Origin of the sequence: Bacteroides sp. HF-162 (genome assembly GCF_015679285.1) — a bacterium.
GTDB classification, from domain to species: Bacteria; Bacteroidota; Bacteroidia; order Bacteroidales; family Bacteroidaceae; genus Bacteroides; species Bacteroides uniformis.
The window spans coordinates 3810122-3826364 of the sequence record NZ_CP064937.1 but is presented as its reverse complement, the minus strand read 5'-3'; the positions used below and the strand labels follow the sequence as shown (position 1 = coordinate 3826364).

17 protein-coding genes, 1 tRNA gene and 1 pseudogene are annotated in these 16243 nt (G+C 41.6%); 4 read left to right on the top strand and 15 right to left on the bottom strand.

The window, feature by feature from the left end; genetic code table 11:
* Positions 1 to 22 precede the first annotated feature (22 nt).
* From ITJ87_RS16180 to ITJ87_RS16140, 10 genes are all read right to left on the bottom strand, one after another.
* On the bottom strand, positions 23 to 574 hold the full coding sequence (locus ITJ87_RS16180; protein ID WP_032588336.1) for a hypothetical protein: 552 nt from the start codon (positions 572 to 574) through the stop codon (positions 23 to 25).
* Positions 575 to 584: 10 nt separating this feature from the next.
* Positions 585 to 782 carry a hypothetical protein gene (locus tag ITJ87_RS18820; RefSeq protein WP_032588338.1) on the bottom strand — a complete coding sequence of 66 codons (198 nt, stop codon included), beginning with the start codon at positions 780 to 782 and terminating at the stop codon, positions 585 to 587.
* A gap of 540 nt (positions 783 to 1322) precedes the next feature.
* On the bottom strand, positions 1323 to 1868 hold the full coding sequence (locus ITJ87_RS16175) for a hypothetical protein (protein ID WP_115485125.1): 546 nt from the start codon (positions 1866 to 1868) through the stop codon (positions 1323 to 1325).
* Between the two features lie 79 nt (positions 1869 to 1947).
* On the bottom strand, positions 1948 to 2673 hold the full coding sequence (locus tag ITJ87_RS16170) for a hypothetical protein (protein ID WP_115485126.1): 726 nt from the start codon (positions 2671 to 2673) through the stop codon (positions 1948 to 1950).
* Positions 2674 to 2744: 71 nt separating this feature from the next.
* Entirely contained in the window at positions 2745 to 3296 is a 552-nt protein-coding gene (locus ITJ87_RS16165) for a hypothetical protein (protein WP_032847355.1), read from the bottom strand.
* A 57-nt stretch (positions 3297 to 3353) separates the two neighbouring features.
* On the bottom strand, positions 3354 to 3716 hold the full coding sequence (locus tag ITJ87_RS16160; RefSeq protein WP_004328536.1) for a hypothetical protein: 363 nt from the start codon (positions 3714 to 3716) through the stop codon (positions 3354 to 3356).
* Between the two features lie 70 nt (positions 3717 to 3786).
* On the bottom strand, positions 3787 to 4161 hold the full coding sequence (locus tag ITJ87_RS16155; protein ID WP_016274266.1) for a hypothetical protein: 375 nt from the start codon (positions 4159 to 4161) through the stop codon (positions 3787 to 3789).
* A gap of 72 nt (positions 4162 to 4233) precedes the next feature.
* Positions 4234 to 4566, bottom strand: coding sequence for a hypothetical protein (locus tag ITJ87_RS16150; RefSeq protein WP_032535954.1), 333 nt, complete (start codon positions 4564 to 4566; stop codon positions 4234 to 4236).
* A 77-nt stretch (positions 4567 to 4643) separates the two neighbouring features.
* On the bottom strand, positions 4644 to 5750 hold the full coding sequence (locus ITJ87_RS16145; protein ID WP_032588375.1) for a site-specific integrase: 1107 nt from the start codon (positions 5748 to 5750) through the stop codon (positions 4644 to 4646).
* A 123-nt stretch (positions 5751 to 5873) separates the two neighbouring features.
* Positions 5874 to 6485, bottom strand: a complete 612-nt coding sequence (locus tag ITJ87_RS16140) for a TetR/AcrR family transcriptional regulator (RefSeq protein ID WP_042994499.1) — start codon at positions 6483 to 6485, stop codon at positions 5874 to 5876.
* 870 nt (positions 6486 to 7355) lie between these two features.
* On the opposite strand from ITJ87_RS16140, the gene ITJ87_RS16135 reads away from it, so the two are divergent.
* The 4 genes from ITJ87_RS16135 (at position 7356) to ITJ87_RS16120 (ending at position 11243) form a co-directional block, all read left to right on the top strand.
* On the top strand, positions 7356 to 7511 hold the full coding sequence (locus tag ITJ87_RS16135) for a hypothetical protein (protein WP_226791197.1): 156 nt from the start codon (positions 7356 to 7358) through the stop codon (positions 7509 to 7511).
* A gap of 547 nt (positions 7512 to 8058) precedes the next feature.
* Positions 8059 to 8412: a hypothetical protein gene (locus ITJ87_RS16130; RefSeq protein WP_117965358.1), complete on the top strand. Its 354-nt coding sequence runs from the start codon at positions 8059 to 8061 to the stop codon at positions 8410 to 8412.
* Positions 8413 to 8597: 185 nt separating this feature from the next.
* On the top strand, positions 8598 to 9599 hold the full coding sequence (locus ITJ87_RS16125; RefSeq protein WP_117965356.1) for a beta-ketoacyl-ACP synthase III: 1002 nt from the start codon (positions 8598 to 8600) through the stop codon (positions 9597 to 9599).
* Positions 9600 to 9740: 141 nt separating this feature from the next.
* A complete protein-coding gene (locus ITJ87_RS16120; protein ID WP_005832480.1) occupies positions 9741 to 11243 on the top strand; it encodes a glutamine synthetase family protein in 1503 nt (500 codons plus the stop codon).
* 61 nt (positions 11244 to 11304) lie between these two features.
* Here ITJ87_RS16120 and ITJ87_RS16115 read toward each other — a convergent pair whose 3' ends face one another.
* The 5 genes and pseudogenes from ITJ87_RS16115 to ITJ87_RS16095 all read right to left on the bottom strand — a co-directional run bounded on the left by ITJ87_RS16115 (position 11305) and on the right by ITJ87_RS16095 (position 16240).
* Positions 11305 to 12999 carry a B12-binding domain-containing radical SAM protein gene (locus tag ITJ87_RS16115; RefSeq protein WP_117965354.1) on the bottom strand — a complete coding sequence of 565 codons (1695 nt, stop codon included), beginning with the start codon at positions 12997 to 12999 and terminating at the stop codon, positions 11305 to 11307.
* 289 nt (positions 13000 to 13288) lie between these two features.
* Entirely contained in the window at positions 13289 to 14293 is a 1005-nt protein-coding gene (locus ITJ87_RS16110) for a transposase (protein ID WP_196096292.1), read from the bottom strand.
* A 10-nt stretch (positions 14294 to 14303) separates the two neighbouring features.
* A complete protein-coding gene (locus ITJ87_RS16105; protein ID WP_005645980.1) occupies positions 14304 to 14654 on the bottom strand; it encodes a transposase family protein in 351 nt (116 codons plus the stop codon).
* A 277-nt stretch (positions 14655 to 14931) separates the two neighbouring features.
* A tRNA-His gene (locus tag ITJ87_RS16100) sits at positions 14932 to 15005 on the bottom strand.
* Positions 15006 to 15095: 90 nt separating this feature from the next.
* Positions 15096 to 16240: pseudogene (locus tag ITJ87_RS16095) on the bottom strand (CapA family protein).
* Between the last annotated feature and the right edge of the window lie 3 nt (positions 16241 to 16243).

Genomic DNA, 16243 nt, shown 5'->3' with positions numbered 1-16243 from the left:
GAATTGATTTGTTTCCTGTACGTTACCCGGTAGCCCATATCCAGACCTTTTGGATTAGCCGCCAAACCACGTGATAAAGGAACATGGCGGCAAGCATAAGAAAACCTGCCCGCAGGAAATATTCTTCAATGCGCTGCCAAACGCTCGTTTTTCGTTCGGGCATCAGTATGTCCGCCACTTCCTCAAAGGTCTTGCAGGCGAAAATCGCTTGCCGGAACTCGTCTGCGCTGTTCCAGCATTCTTCCTTGAACCACCGTGTCTTGGGGTATCGTTCCGCTACCAGTTCTTGCAGTTTCCGTAACGGGAACGGTTCGGGGCTGTCCCCGTACTCGTATTCAATGGAAATCACTCGTCCCTGCATCCTGATGCAATATCCCAATATCCCTTGCCACTTCACTTTGTGCGCCCCCTTTTCAACATATTTCGTCCCGGTTGCATCCACTACAATGTAGTTCTTCCGCTTCTTCAACAACTCGGTATTGGTCGTTGTGTACAGTTCTTCCTTGCGAAACACGTATATCATGTTGCCTTTGGGGGCAAAGCTGAATATCGGGTATTTTAGTCGGGCTTTCATTGTTAATAGTCTATTGTTTTATAAAAGCAAAATAAAGCAGGGTAACACCTGCCACAACCCCGAAAAAGATACAACCTGTAATAATGAAAGCCCAATCGGGGTAATGGAAATCAAGTTCTTCATAAGGAATGGCGGCTTTCTTTATACATCTGTTCCATACCCATATCAGAACTTTCCCAAATCTCTTTGCTGTGATAAGGCTACTCATATTGTTAATGGCTTGACAAGAAACTGCGTTCAGGGGTTGTCGTTCTTTGTTAATATTATTGTTGTCCTAATTAGAAAAAATATTTCTTTAAGTAAATAGCATTGTAGTTGAACATGAAAATAATTCCAATTGTCAATAAGATAAAGAAAACATTTTTTCTTTGTGTTTTAAATTCTTTATAAAGCATCCTGTCTTTTCTTGCATTTATTGTATTGTCAAAAAGGAGGTTGTTTATAAGAAATGTAATTAATATGAATATCAAATGGGAAAAGGGATGCGCAATATATCCAATTAATTCAAAGTCGAAGAAATTATTTATAAAGCATCCCAACACTGTAAATAACATATATATAACTAAGGAAAAAAATCCAATGGAATATATTTTGTTATCTTCAGCGTTTTTACTGAAATGGTCATAAATGAAATAAATTGTGTAATACCAATACTTATACCAATTCATCGTTTTTTCTCATTTAATATTAATGGTTTGGTGAGGAACAGCGTTTAGCTGTTAACTCGACCTTGTTACAGACGGTTTAACTAAGATAATTCCATTTCTAATACCTTATATATCCGACCTTTGGCATTGCGAATTAATATCGAAATAAAATCGAAAGCATTGCATTTCAGATACTCTTTGTTTACCCAGTCGCCGTTGATTAGTCGTACTTGTTCGATAGCGGGATATTCATCATCGAAATCAGTACTACTGCATCCAAGAATGATAATTTCAAATTCTGTTTCAGCATCTTTGTCTACAAACTGAATTTCAGGAGATAATGGATGTTCTCTGTTATCCTCTATAAGTAATGCTTCATATCCATTATACCGTTCATCAAAAAGAGTAATCCTTTCTCCTAAATGTACTGAATCCGCATATATTGCCAAAGGTGAAGTTTGCTTGCCTACAATGGAATTATCAATTAATTCACCACAAAAGTAAAGTTTGAATTTTGTTTCGTTTTGTGGTGATATTAACCGACCTTTCCAATACACAGGATTATTAAACCATGAATTTTCTATCAATTCAGGAAAATAGTCTTTGTGTATAATAAATGGTTTCAGATAATCCGGTATATATTCCATATATTTCTGTATTAAGTTGTCTGTAATGGTTAGCAGGGAACGGCTCGTCCGTTATCCTGCGTTGTTAGCTGTATTTTAGTCAAAAGTCATGTAACACAAACAGACTTTTAACAAGATAATTTTCTACTGTCCATACGGCATAATATCCGCCTGCACCGTCACTGTTCTGCGTGCTGATGAACAGTGAGTTTCCTTTACCCAATGCCACGACAACATTGTTTCGGCTCGGTTCGTATAGATGTGTTATGTATGCTGTTGGAAATTCCAATATTCCGGCAGGGTGCTTGACGGTGACAGATGCGTATTCTTCATGCGGAATATTATCATCTATGCCTATCAAGTCAGAACAACCGTCAATACTCCGAACAAAGCCTGCTTCCAAATCATAAACAATGGCATGTTTTTGTGGATTAAACTTTTGGAAGATTATCTTTATGGTTAATGTGTCGTTGGCATATACAAGGCATTTATCCGTACTTTGCGGCTGTTTCTTCAACTGTGGCAAATCTGCCAAATAACGGATGCGGCTTTTATGGATCTCTCCTGTATGGGTATTTCCATTCGGGCAAGTCTTGGTTATGCCCGTTTCTGCTCCATATTCTACGCTATGCCATTCTTTATGGCTCTTTTGTGCATCCCAATCGACAAACACATGATTATCCAATAATTTGCCTATTACTGTTCCACTTGTATCACGTACATTTGTATATCCGTCTGCATCCTGAATGACACCGAAGAAACGCTGTTGTGCTTGTGTAGGCAAACAAAACAGAAATGCCAATGTGTAGAAAATAATCTTATTCATGCTACTATTACAGCTAATGGTTTGCAGCTTGCCGCCGTTAGGCGGAACAGGTGCTTGTTACCGATATATTTTTATGAACATTGCCAAAATCCTGCGATTATTTCATTGGTTGTACAGTGCTTATACAAATACAAAGCACCATATCCGAAAGGATAACTGCCAATAGTAACATCTTCACTATATCCGTTCTCATCTATCGACAAGAAAAAAGAAAAACCATGTTCCTCTAATTCTTTATAATAGCTTTCTTCATCTTGGATAAGGTAAGGTTCACCACCTATTTTTACAAGTATATTTTCACTATCCTTATCTTTTGAATATTCACTAATAGAACATATCCCTAAGTTGGTATTTCGTTTTTCTGTGCAATTACCAATTTCAGAAAATTCATGTTCTATTACTTTGACTGCTATTGAGGGATATATGTTGTTGTCAATAAGAATGTCATAATCTTGGTGAATGATGATAGAAAGCATCTTATCTTCCTTTTCCGGGTGTACCAGTGTTGCATAGAATTTATAATCGCAAGGGATTTGTTCTTCTATACATTTAGGTGGATTGCCACCAATCCTGCCTTTTACATTCTTATCGAATGGAATACATTTGGCATATCGTTCGTTCATATTTTTTTGTTTTATTATTATCGGTAATGGCTAAGCGGGGAACGCTGTTAGGCGTTATCACGCTTTGTTAGCAATATTTTTACTTCTAAATTCTTTTAATTTCTTTTCAATAAAAGCAAAGTCATTGATTGCTTTAATCCCGTCTTTTGCTCTATCGTATTTTTGTCGCCATTTTCTAATGCCATACAGATAAAACTTTAATCCCTCTTCCGTTAAATCTCCAATTTTTATTTCAGTATTATCTGTAGGCTTTTCTCCTTTTTTTAGTATTTCTTTAGTTGTCAATCCATTATCTTGTAAGAAATGGATGATATTTTCAAAAAAGATAATTTGCTCTGTTTTGAATTTATCAGTTAAGGGTGGTATAGACTTCATTTGAGTAAACCATCCTAATTTTGATATTATCTCGTCTTTATCCATATTTCAAATTTTATTGCTAATGGTTCAGCAGGGAACGGCTTGTCCGTTATCCTGCTTCGTTAATGGTAAATTATATTTTTCCTTGTCTGTGCAATGCCTCTATGAAAAAGCAAATAAAGGTTGCCACTATATATACAGTAAGTGCCCACACTCCAACTTTACGTTGCACAGAGTTTTCATCCTCATACTTGGTTATAATTCTTCTGTACCTTTTCTTGAAGAAAAATCTGCCACACAGCAATGCTATTAAACTGCCTTCAATGATATAGTATTGAGTATCGGACGGATAATCAATGATTCCGTATTGGGTTAATATACCCCATGCGGTTAATACATTTGTACTTAACATGACCGAAAACAAAAGCATTGCCAAAAATGTGGCTCCTTCCGATACAGAAGAATGAAGCCATAATCTATAAAACCTATAATATAAATAGTCTATCATATACCTTATTACCATTAATGGCTTGGCGGGGAACGGCGTTAGTCCGTTATCCCGGCTTGTTATGAACTTACTTTACCCCTTGTGCCTTTTATAATTTGCATAGCGAGCATTTAGAGTGTCCCGCCATTCTTGGCTTGGGCAAGAGTTTATTAACTGAATATACTTATTCTCATCATCAACGCAAACAGACTCTACAAGTTTTAATAAACTCCACTGCAAATCATAAAAAGCATTTTCAGGAAAGATTTGTACCAACACCATAGCTTCATCAAATGATATGGGAAGTTGTATTTGTTCTAATAAGGCATCATAAGTATTTACTAATTCATCAATACTCTCTGTATCATTGATGCTTTCATTAGGCATACGACCCAAATCTTTCAACTGTAAAATTTCATTTCTCATATCGTGTACTCTAATTGTTCATAATTTATTTATAACCGCACCTTATGGTGTCGTTCCTATACTTCTATAACTGCACCTCACGAATTATCCAGTGTATCAAGAGGATTCGGGATTTTTGCTTTATGGGCACTTGACACATGAAGATAAATGGTTGTGGTCTTGATGTCGTTGTGTCCCAGCAATTCCTGTATCGTGTGCAGGTCTGTTCCCTGTTCCAGCAAGTGTGTGGCAAAGGAGTGGCGCAGCATGTGGACGTGTACACGATGTTTGATACCTGCACGATGTGCTGCTTCTTTCAGCACTTTCACCAATGCGCTTGCCGAATATTTCTCTCCGGGTGTTTCGCCCTCAAACAACCATTTTTGTGGACGATATTCCCGAAAATAGTGCCGTAGTTCTTCCAGCAGCTTGGGTGAAAGGAGCGAATAACGGCATTTCTTCCCCTTGCCCATAATGCGAACCGACATTGTTTCACTGTTGATGTCCTGCGGGGTCAGGTTAAGCAATTCGCTTCTTCTAAGTCCTGCGGAGTAAACCAACGAAATCATGCAGTGATGCTTGATGTTGGAAATTTGTGCAAGGATGCGCTTGATTTCATTTTTGCTCAACACTTCGGGTAGGCTCTTGTACTCTTTGGCACGGGTGATACCACCATAATATTGCCGTTTGCCGCCTTTCACTTGCTCATAATAGAACTTGATAGCATTGATGCGCATATTCTGTTGCGACACCGAGATTTTCTTCTCGTTCACAAGATAGAGTATGTATTTGTTGATGTCGGCGACTTTCAGGCGGTCGATGTTCCGTCCCTTGTGATATTCCATGAAGTCGCTGAAATAGGCACGGTATGTTTTGATAGTCGAGGGGCTGTAACGCTTCTGTTCCAACAGTTCGAGGTAGCCTTTCGGCAATATGTATTCCCGTTGGGGCTTCGGATGCCTGACGTAAACCCGGCTGTAATCTATGTAGGCGTGGGGAGAATAGCGGTCGTAGAAATCAGGCAGACGGAAAGCGGCGGACGCTATATAGGCAGAGCCGTTTCCTGACAGCTCCACATCCTTGTCCTGTGCCAACAGCAGGGCGATAGCCTGACTGTCCGCATGTTCTATCCGTATGTAGTCCGCACCGTCCCTTGTTTCCTTGTGCAGCACGATGCTTCCCCGTTGTTTCTGAACATTGTCCATATAACTGAAAGTAATATCATTACCGCAAATATAGGAAAAGATAAGATGCAAACCAACTATACAGTTGGTTTTATTTTGTTAAAGTTCCTCTAACGGGGAAGTATTGCAGTATAGAGCCGTGTTTCACGCTTTTATCAGCGAATAGATAAAGTGCAGTTTTTGTGATAGTTTCTTGGTGTCCAGCCCTTGAAGAAAAGATTGTTCAAATGACATCCCAAAGAACATCTGCCAAAACATCAAAGCCGTTTCTTCCACATCCAAATCCGACCTTATTTCTCCGTTCTCTTTCGCCCGATGAATGGCGGACTTCCATAGCCGGTGGTTTTGTTCAAATATGGCGGCTATCTTCTGTTCCACGTTGGGATAATACAGCCTTACCTGCATCAGCAGGTGGTAGTAATAGAAATTAAAACTGCACCCGCTGGGATTGTTCCCGTCATCCAGCAGGCGCACGAGCCGTTGCATCGTGTTTTCCACTCCGGCTATGTACTGGTCGATAAATTCCGACAACGAGCCGTCAGTGAAGTTGAACTTGTTTTTCGAGTGCTGGGTGTCGAACACATACCTGTCGGCGACAGCCATGAACAAGTCCAGCTTGAACGGGAAATAATAGGTTAGTCCCGCTTTCGACAGTCCGCAAGTCTTGGCTATTTCCATTTGGCTTGCTTTCTCGTAATTCATCTTTGCGAATATCCGCAAAGCCTTTTCCAATACTTCATCTCGGTTGGTAAACATATTTATTTCCTTTTTTCTGTTTTCGTATGCGAATATACGGATTTTGTTTTAATCGGTTGTTACCCAATTCTTTTTTAGTGCAAGGTGCAAGTATATATTTATATATATAGCTTGCACCTTGCACTAACCCGAAAATATTTACTATCAGGCATTTGCAAAATTCAAAAGAAAGCAGTATCTTTGAACCCGAAAGTTAGGCAGACAGACAGCGGTCAAAGTCGGACAGGCTTCATGGGTGAAAATCGTTACTGTTTCGTTACCTATTTGAAATTTTGAAAGCGAAGTAGCTGAAATATAAGCGGTTATAGTTGTGGGTTCAAAACCCTGTCTCTCCGCTGAATTAACCGAAAAAAACGGACAGTAAACACACAAGTCCCACAAATCCAATGATTTGTGGGACTTTTTTTATCCCCTTGTGCCTGCCTTAAAGTATTTATCTATTAAAAACTTAATCCTACGAAGCAGGTCAGAAAACAACATAAAAAAGGCCATCTATCCCAGACAGCCAATCTTTTGTTAACCTTAAATCTAATACTATGAAAAACACATTACAAATGTACATGTTTTCCGCTAACCTCCAAACCGGCAGCGGTTAATATTATATTATATAACAACCCTTAATGCTCATTAAGGCTTTATCAGCGAAAACGCAACGTGCATTTGCTCCCAACGCATCATCCGTTTGCCCGGTGTGCATTATGCATCCGGCACAGATGGATGATGCGTTCTGCAAATCCGTCACATCAACAGTCAATTCTAAAATAACCATTACAATGAAAGCAACCCCAAACAAAGGAATGAAACTCTCCGCTGAAGATGTCAGAGCCTGCCTTCAGCACCGCTTGCACCGTAGCTTGAACTATATACCTCATGCTGCGCTCCCGCTACATCTTTCAGAGCCGCTTGAAAAGCGTGGAACGCTGCCGTCTCACGCCAGCCAAGGTGCTGGGATACTTCAAGGAGGAAGGGGAGGAGTTGGGGGTAGGAAGTAAATTGGTTAGTTCGGATGGAAAAATTCGTATATAATGCATAAGCCGCATCCGTCGAATATAATGAAAGGAGATGTGATGAACAATTACTAACTTATATTCGTGAGAATAGACTGATTGAGAAATATTAATAAAGTAAAGAACAAAAGATAACAAAATAGTATAGGACAGTTAAAGTACAAAGGACATTTCGGTAGCGTGGAATACGGTGAAGAAGACAATTGCTTGTTTGGCAAAGTTCTTGGTCTTAAAAAGGATTGTATTACCTATAAAGGTGAAATCATTAGTGAATTGAAAATTAACTTTGAGGGTGCTATCCTTCATGGCATGGCAGCCGTCAACGTCTCTCCCATTCTAACTTTGCAACATGTTTTATTAATAAAAATATGCAAAATAGAGAATGTATTTCTAATACATTCTGATTATTTTAGTATATTATTATATAGGGTGGTGGAGGATGAGGTGAGTCCCTCTTCCGCCATCTTATTTATTTCATTAATTTTTAGCCGATTCTAACTGTTTATTTGTATCCCCTTGGCTGGTCCCTTACCTTTGTCATGTTATCGAATTAAGAATAGACAAAGATGGAAAAAGAAATGAGCCCCATGACAACGGAGATACTGAAGAAAGGTTATCTCCTCTTCCCCATTCCCCGCCGGTATACACGGTTTGGTGTTTCTTTGTGGGATATGCCAGACCCGGATAATGGGAATGTAGACACGCATTGGACGTATGGCGGTTATGAGTATGTGAGTAATCAAAACTTCCATCCAACCGCCTGCGATGCTCCATTCGCTGGAAAAGGAAATGTGCCCGGTTGTGCGGCCAATCGTGCGTCATCGTTGCAGGTAGCGGATTTTTTGTTCTTTATTTGCAGAAAGGTTATGCGGAAGTATTCCTGCAGGGCTCGGATAGTAGTGAATCCCGTTGTGTTTTAAAGTGTTATTATTTGTAGACAGTTAATGTCTTTTGTTGTCAGATTCATTGATTTTTATTCTCTTTTCGTATATTTGCGCCCATTAATTAAAGATTGTCACACGACTATTCTGAAAAAAGTGTGATATTCTGATAGCATATTTATAATAGGGTTATTCCTGATTTTACACTAAACTGGATAGGATTAATGGAGAATTTGAATGCAGTGATTACGGGAGTTGGAGGATATGTTCCGGACTATGTCTTGACTAATGATGAAATATCTAAAATGGTGGATACTAATGATGAATGGATTATGGGGCGTATTGGTATAAAGGAAAGACGCATTTTGCATGAGGAGGGGCTTGGAACTTCATATATGGCTCGTAAGGCTGTGAAACAACTGATGCAGCGCACAAAGACCAGCCTGAATGACATTGACTTGGTTATCGTAGCTACTACTACTCCCGATTATCACTTTCCTTCTACCGCATCCATCTTATGTGACAAATTGGGCCTGAACAATGCTTTTGCTTTTGACATGCAGGCTGTTTGCAGTGGATTTCTGTATGCAATGGAGGCGGGGGCGAATTTCATACGTTCCGGAAAATATAAGAAGGTTGTCATAGTAGGAGCTGATAAGATGTCATCGGTGATTGATTATACAGACCGCGCTACCTGTCCTATTTTTGGTGACGGTGCTGCTGCTTTCATGCTGGAACCCACCCGGGAGGATATGGGAGTAATGGATGCCGTATTGAGAACAGACGGGAAAGGTCTGCCTTTTTTACATATCAAAGCGGGAGGCTCCGTATGTGCTCCATCTTACTATACACTGGACAATCGGATGCATTATATTTATCAGGAAGGACGTACAGTCTTTAAATATGCTGTGGCCAATATGGCGGATGCTTGTGAGGCAGTCATGGAGAGGAATCACTTGACGAAGGAGGACATTGACTGGGTGATTCCCCATCAGGCAAACATGCGTATAATTACTGCTGTTTCGCAACGCTTGGGAGTATCTCCCGAAAAGGTAATGGTCAATATAGAACGGTATGGAAATACAAGTGCCGGCACGCTTCCGTTGTGCGTATGGGATTTCGAGGATAAGCTGAAAAAGGGGGATAAACTGGTTTTTACAGCATTCGGAGCAGGATTTGCCTGGGGAGCTATTTACGTGAAGTGGGGATACGACGGAAAAGGTTGAGGCTCACTGATAAGATTTAGGTTGTTTGTTTTTTTTCTGATACAACTTTGCCTATCTTTGCGAAACAGCAGTTTTTTATTGTGACAAAAAATTGCATGTGTTTTGTTAACCATATAGAAAACTAAAAACAATCAGCGTATTATGAACCAGGAATTATCCATGAGCCCCAATCTATTGGTGGCTGCCCTTCAAAAACCGGCTTCCGAATTTACGAAAGCAGACATTGTTTCCTATATAAAGGAGAACGACATTCGTATGGTGAACTTCATGTATCCTGCGGCAGACGGGAGACTGAAGACACTGAACTTTGTCATCAATAATGAAGCATACCTTGATGCCATACTTACATGTGGTGAACGCGTAGACGGTTCCAGCTTGTTTCCGTTTATAGAGGCCGGTAGCAGTGATTTGTATGTAGTGCCGCGTTTTCGGACTGCTTTTATAGACCCTTTTTCTGAATTGCCCACACTGTCAATGCTCTGTTCTTATTTCAATAAGGATGGTGAACCGCTGGAAAGTTCTCCGGAATATACCCTGCGTAAGGCATGTCAGGCATTCACTACGGTTACGGGGATGGAATTTCAGGCTATGGGAGAATTGGAATATTATGTCATTTCTGAAAATGACGGATTGTTCCCGGCTACCGACCAGCGTGGTTATCACGAATCGGCCCCTTATGCCAAGTTCAATGATTTCCGTACGGAATGTATGTCATATATTGCGCAGGCAGGCGGACAGATAAAGTATGGGCATTCTGAAGTCGGTAATTTTACGCTGGACGATAAGATTTATGAGCAGAATGAAATAGAATTCCTGCCGGTGCGTGCCGAGGAGGCTGCTGACCAACTGGTGATAGCAAAATGGGTTATTCGTAATCTGGCTAGCCAGTATGGATATAACATTACTTTTGCACCGAAAATCACGGCAGGAAAAGCCGGTTCCGGATTGCATATACATATGCGTATCATGAAGGACGGGCAGAACCAGATGCTGAAAGATGGGGCACTCTCTGAAACAGCCCGTAAGGCCATTGCGGGCATGATGAAGTTGGCTTCTTCCATTACGGCTTTCGGTAATACAAATCCTACTTCCTATTTTCGTCTGGTTCCTCATCAGGAAGCACCGACCAACATTTGCTGGGGCGACCGCAACCGTTCGGTATTGGTACGCGTTCCGTTGGGCTGGTCGGCAAAAACGGATATGTGCATGTTGGCAAATCCGTTGGAGACCCCAAGTCATTATGATACTACACAGAAACAGACGGTGGAAATGCGTTCGCCTGACGGTTCGGCCGATTTGTATCAATTGATTGCCGGACTTGCTGTAGCTTGCCGTTATGGATTTGAGATAGACGATGCTTTAGGAATTGCAGAAAAAACATATGTCAATGTAAATATCCACAAGAAAGAAAATGAAGATAAGTTGAAACAACTGGAACAGCTTCCTGATAGTTGTGCCGCTTCTGCCGATTGCTTGGAAAGACAGCGTGCTGTCTTTGAACAATACCATGTGTTCAGTCCTGCAATGGTTGATGGGGTTATCTCTAAACTGCGTTCTTACGAGGATAGAACCTTGCGTGCAGAGATACAGGACAGTCCGGAGGAGATGCTGAAACTGGTCGAGAAGTATTTCCACTGCGGATAGGAGAAGAAATGAGGGCATAACTCACCGTAGGTTACACAGATTGCTATAGAATTTCTGATAATCAGGAACTTTTATCTGTGTTAATCTGCGGTGATTGTGTATTTTGACACCTCTCCATTATTCCTTTGGCTTTGAATACTGGTTCTGCTTTTTGTATTTCCGATTCGAAACCGAACCAATAACCATTTTGGGTATTGTCGTCAATGGGTAGAAAACATAAGCGGAGGCTTTCTTTGTAGTTTCCATAGATGACTTCCCAATATTCCGGTGGCATCTGGCGCTTGGTCTTGACTTTCTCTGCTGGTTTTTTCTTTAATGACATGCCAGCCTCTATCCAGGCAATGGTGACCATGATTTTATAGGCCGGATAATGCATACTGCAGAATTCATAGAGTACGAGACCTCGCTTTTCCAGGCTCATGGGCTGGTCTATAAGATTTTTATCGATTAGAAATTCCAGAAAGCGACGTAGGAAGTCGTTGTCATCCAGAATCAGCTTGCGGGTGATGGCTTGCCAAGCAGTTGTGTTATAGAATCCATCCAGAAGACGTGACAGTTGCCGGGCTGTTTGAAGCTCGTTGACACTGATTTCATTTGTTTGAAGCACTTCATAAGGGGGGAGAGGAGAATATCGGATGCCCAGTTCTTCCGCTCTTCTTCTCATTTCTGTGCCGGGAAGTAACTTCAGGGATTCAAGCTGTATCTCGCCGGCATTGTATCCGGCAAGTGTACGCACATCTTCAAATATTTCGGATAGGCGGTATAGAGGCAAGCCGGCAATGAGGTCGGCGTGTGTTTCCATATTGGGTAGGGAACATAGGAAACGAAGACCTTGCAGTGAGTCCTCCAGGCTTCCCATCCGACGGCTTTTTTGGAGGACCGGTTCGCGCAGGCTTTGAATACCGGCCTCGAGATGGAGCAATCCTTTAGGTAGCTTTTTCAATTCATTTTTCAGCTCTTCGGATAATAGTGCAGGGTGTATTTCTAAGTGAAAGCATATGTCCGGGTTGAATTCCAGGAAAAGTTGCAGTAATTCTTTAGCACGGCGCGGATTATAATTAAAGGTCCGGTCGAGGACGCGTACGTTTTTTATTCCATGGCTGTGGATAATTTGAAGGCGTTCACGGATACTTTCAATGGACAGTGTGCGCACCGGTTTTTCTTCACCGCTGACGCAGAATGCGCATGTGTTGAAACAGCCTCGGGTAGTCTCCAGTTGTACGAATGGTTTGCTCCAGTTGAAGAAACTGCTGTTTTCCGGCGGTACGAGTCGGGAAAAGTTGAGTACACGGGCTATGCCGTTGTCTATATATTGCTTTTGAGGATTCATATAGCAAAGCCCCGGAATGCTGTCCCATTTTTCCGGCTGGTTCCAGCAAGACAGCCATTGGGGGAATGCTTCTTCTCCCTCTCCCCTGAATACACAGTCGATGAAAGGGTTTTTATGCAGAAAGTCTTCATTGTTTCCTAAGAATTCAGGTCCGCCCAAGATGAAGCAGCTATTGGGAAGCAATGCTTTTAATCTCGCCGTGATGTGCAACAGTTGTTCGTGGTTGAACAACCATGTCGTTGCGGCAATGATGTCGGGTTGGTGCCGGTATATTTCGTCGACAATCATTCCTATGTTTTCATTGATGGTGGCAGATACGATTTCCCATTTTACGGAATTGTTCTTTGCTATTTGTGCGTGCAGTGCAGGGAGTGCCAACGAAGAGTGTGCATACGAGCTATTGAGGTCTATCCAAAGAATTTTCATGTTTAATTGAGTTTCATCTTTGCAAAGATAACTGATTTTGCTTTTCGTATAAACAAAAAGGGTTATATTTGCATGACGGAAATCGAAAATAGTAGAGTGTTGGTATAGAATGTTTTTTGAAAGATGAAATATTTCTTTTGTATTCTTATTTCTATAAGGTGATAACGGGTTATCTTATCACTGGCTTGATAAAGTAAGGAAGGAAGTGCTATTAAGTGTGATTGATACAGAATGCAAAATATCGGAATAAGTTTGGGTCAGCGGATTTTCCTGGTTGGTAAGCTTTCTTTTAAGCGTATAGCCTAGCCAGTCTGAACATGAAGAATTTCAGATCAGCCACCCCTCTTAACTGGCTTCGAAAAGCTTTGATTTTAGCATTGAACGATTCCGCTGAAGCATTTGTCAATCGTTCTTCAAAATAATTAATGATGGTCGTACTATGGTTTGAAAAGGTATCAAGTACCTTGTTGAACTCCATATAGTCAAACTTTTCCACTTCATTGTACCATCTTGCGAGATTTAGCCTTGCTTCATCGGGACCTGACTTCTTGTTGAAGATGTCTGTCAGTTTCATGCTAAGGCTGTATCCTTCCAGAAGCTTGGGGAATTTATCAAAGAGAATGGCAGCCCTGGTCTTTTGCTGTTCATTCCATTTGCTCCAGTGTTTCAATATAATGTGCTTGCTTCTGCTTACTATCTGTGGCAGGGTTTCTCCGTTCTCCATTCTTTCAGGCTCCCATTTCCCTATTCTCTCCCTTTCCGCCTTACTCTTTGTTTCTTTCTTCTTTTGACGATGCTCCCTGATAGCCTGATTTTCCGCATCAAGTACTTCCCACCGATAGCGTATTCTTAACTGGTCAACAGCTTCAGACATGAGCTGCTGTACATGAAAACGGTCATTGATCAGCTTTGCGGCAGGAAACACCTTTCTGACTGTCAGCATCATGGCTGAAGATAAATCTGTAGTGACAGTCTTGACAGACAGCCGTTTCCGGTGCGGAAGCCTGCGCAAGATTCCGCTTACCGCATCTGTGGCCACTCCACGAACCATTGCAACTAAAGCCCCCTTACGGCCTTGGGCTGCTTTATTGGTCAGAATCGTATAAACATCTCCATTGCTCAGGCAAGTTTCATCCAAAGAAAGGTTTTCTCCAATGTTTTCAGGATAAAGGAGGTAGTCATGCGCATGTTCGAGTTGGTCCCAGTTCCGGTAATCACTGATTTTCTCCTTGTATTGTTTACGAAGAGTCTGCCCTTTTACGCCATAACGTTCCGCAAGCACACAGATGCTCACAGGAGTAGATTCAATCTCCTTCTTTTAAAAAAGAGACGAACTCAGAATTGAGCCGTGTACCGTCAAATTCGGATAAATCCCAGTCATAGCTGAAGATTTCATTGGAAGACTTGTCAAGCCATTTACGTTTACGGACATGGAGATAAGTGGCGCGACCACGAATAGGATAGTCTTGGATTGTACGGTACTCACCAAAACCATAGGATATGATATCCGGGTTGGTCTTATCTTCTTTTAGCTGAACTTTTTTTTCATCAAGATAAATATCAAAACGGTCAGCACTCTTGTCGAAATTGACAATATCAAAGTTGTCTATAAGCACATCCGGAAGGATGGCACGAAGGAGTCGTTCGGGTTTCATAAAACAAAGGTAAGCAAAGATAGCTAATTTTAAAACTTAACAACCAGAAATTTCCGCTGAGCCATAAGTTTCCAGCTATTTTGAACATTTTGAGAAAGTAAACTCTTTTGTACAAGAACTGGTTTAGGTAATTGATTCCTTCCTATGATGTAGGGATACTCTGTGAGGAGTATCCCTACAATTTTTTACATTGATTCCACGTTGCCTCCCTTTGAGGGGAATTGTTTGGACAATAACAAAAAAGAGGAATATTCTTTCGAATTTCCTCTTCTTTGCGGGTGGCAGATGGGACTCGAACCCACGACATTCAGAACCACAATCTGACGCTCTAACCAACTGAACTACAGCCACCATGTTAGTGCATTTCTTAAATGCGGTGCAAAGATAGGGATAATCTTTAATATTGCAAAGAATAAGACGAAATTTTTTGAGATTTCTGCATTATTTTTTCTTCTCGTAGATATCTATATTGTGCTGCTGGAGCAGCTTTCGAGAGCTTTTGACGAAGATTTCCAGGTGTTTACGAGCTTCCGGAGTTAAATGTCCTGTAGGAAAACTGGCAGGATAAAGAATGTAATTTTTTTCTTTAGTAAGTCCCGGCCGGCCGGTCCAGACCAGATTATATCCACAATAGGAAACACGACAGTATGGAAAAGGCAGAGGATTGGAGTCTGGCAGGGGCGTCTGACTCTGACCGGTGTAAGAGGGACGGATGGGTTTGGGGAGAGGATGTTTCTCCAACTGCAAAGTGAAGATGAGGCCGCCGTCAGTGTTGGCCTTGCTCATATTGGAAATGAAGTTTCCCAAGGAATAGACTATGATGTGTTGTTCGGTACCGTTGGTACGTAGTTCCATCGGTTGAATGACGTGAGGGTGTGAACCGATAATATGTGTTACGCCTTGTTGGAGCAACCAGTTGGCCAGTTCGCGTTGCTCACGGTTGGGGAGGGACTGGTATTCCTCTCCCCAATGCATGCAGGCAATAATGGCATCCGGTTGGCGTGCCTTGGCACTTTGGATATCTTGCAGGATGGTATTCTTATCAATATAGTTTACGATATTGGGAGAGGTAGCCTTGATACCATTGGTGCCGTAAGTATAGTTGAGCAGAGCAATGCGAAAGCCGTTTCTGTTGATGAACAGAGGATAGCGTTGCCTGCGCTCCGACAGATTCTTGTAGGTGCCTGCGTAACGAATACCGGAGGAGTCGAGAATTGTATGGTACGCTCCATCCCCTTTTTCCCACGGTCCAGACAGTGGTTGTTGGCTGTCAGTAAAATATCGAATCCGGCGTCCTTTATGGCTTGAAGATATTCATCGGGGGCGCTGAACATAGGATAGCCCCTATAGGGCTTGCCCCCCAATGTGACTTCCAGATTTCCTATGGCGAGGTCTGCCTGGGATATTTGCTCTTTTATGAGGGAGAAGCAGGAGGAGTAGTCATATTTTCCTTCAGATACATGTGCTGCGTCTATTTGTGCCTGGTGCTGCATCAGGTCACCGACAAATAATAGCGTAATCCTTTCCTGGGAGGAAAGGGTTACGCTATACAGTAAGACAGTCATGAAGACGACGAGCGTTTTCATTAC